The 1471-nt window shown below is 76.5% G+C and carries 1 protein-coding gene; it reads right to left on the bottom strand.

The features are described from left to right. Positions 1-56: 56 nt before the first annotated feature. A partial coding sequence (locus GA0115240_RS24135) for a glycosyltransferase (protein ID WP_107407206.1) occupies positions 57-1471 on the bottom strand: 1415 nt, incomplete at its 5' end.

The raw sequence follows: 1471 nt of genomic DNA, 5'->3' as shown, positions 1-1471 counted from the left end.
ATCCAGCAGCGGCTCACGGCGGACCCGTCCCGGCACGCGGGACCACCAGACGGCAGTCATCGGCGGACACCTCCCGGGGCAACAGCCGCCGGAACCCGCCGAACAGGCGGCACACTCGGGGCAAGCCGCGTCGGCGAAACAGATTCGGCAGGAGCCGTAAAAGGACGCGGATCCCCCGCCGCATCCAGCAGCGGCTCACGGCGGACCGGGTGCTGGGCGACCACCGACAGGTAGCTCTCGCGGAAGGCGTCCACGCAGCGGCCGGCCGTGAAGAGGGCCAGCGCGCGTTCGCGGGCGGCGGCGCCCAGCCGGGCGGCCCGCTCCCGGCCGCGCAGCAGTTCCAGGGTGGCGTCGGCGAGCGCCCTGGGGTTGCGCGGCGGGACGACGAGCCCGGTGCCGCCGATCACCTCGCGCACCGCGCCCACGTCGGTGGAGACCGTGGGCCGCCCGCAGAACATCGCCTCGACCAGGCTGAGCGGAAAACCCTCCGCGCTGCTGGACAGCAGCACGACATCACCGGCCGCGTAGGCGTCCGCCGGTTCGGGCGCGCCGGGCGAGCCGATCTCCTCGAAGCCGACCGGGCTCTCGCCGACCGCGTTGGGGCCGGCCGCCTCGTCCGGGAAGAGCTGCGCGGCCAGTCCGCGGCAGTGGGACAGGTAGGACGCGGACCGTTCGTCCGCGCCGCGCAGGTGGAAGATCCGCAGCCGGGCGTGCGGCTCTTCCCGGCGTATCGCGTGGAAGGCGTGCAGCAGGGCGATCAGGTCCTTGGCGGGGTCCGGTCGCCCGACCCAGACCAGGGTGGGGTCGGCCGGCGCGGCCGGGACGGTCGCCGCCTCCGCCTCGGCGGCCTCGCCGGCGCGGGCGAACCGGGAGGCGTCGATCCCCGGGTGCACGGTCCGCATCCGCTCGCGCCGCGCGCCGCACCGCTGCTGCCAGCGGCGGACGTGGGTGGAGCCGGGGGTGACCAGGGCCGCCTGCCGGTAGGTCTCGGCGGCGAGCAGCCGGTGGTAGTCGCCGAGCAACGCCCTTACGGCGGGGGCGAGTCCGGCGGCCCGGTGGGTGAGCAGCGCCTCCCGGACCCGGACGGTGTACTCGGTGACGATCAGCGGTGTCCCGCAGAACCGTTTGGCCAGCAGTCCCGGCAGTGCGGCCGGACCGCCGGACACCGCGTGGCACAGGTCGGCCGCGCCCAGTTCGTCCGGCCCGTACCAGGGCGCGGACAGCGGTCGTAGCTGCTGCTCCACCAGCGCGGCCACGGTGAGGAGTTCGGTGACCACGATGTCGCCGAGCAGCGGCCTGACCCCGGGGGCCCGGCAGGCGCCCTCCAGGGCGGCCAGGGCGGCCTCACCGCGCGGCAGCCCGGCCAGGCCGCCGTGTTCGGCGGCGGTCTCGGCCAGGCCGTAGAGCCCGGCGGCGAACCGCTCCCGGCGGGCCTCGGCGCCCATGGCCCGGCCACCCGCCAGGGCGGCGG

Source organism: Streptomyces sp. DvalAA-14 (genome assembly GCF_900091855.1).
Classification (GTDB): domain Bacteria; phylum Actinomycetota; class Actinomycetes; order Streptomycetales; family Streptomycetaceae; genus Actinacidiphila.
Note: the sequence above shows the minus strand (reverse complement) of the source record. Positions and strands in the feature narration are given on the sequence as shown.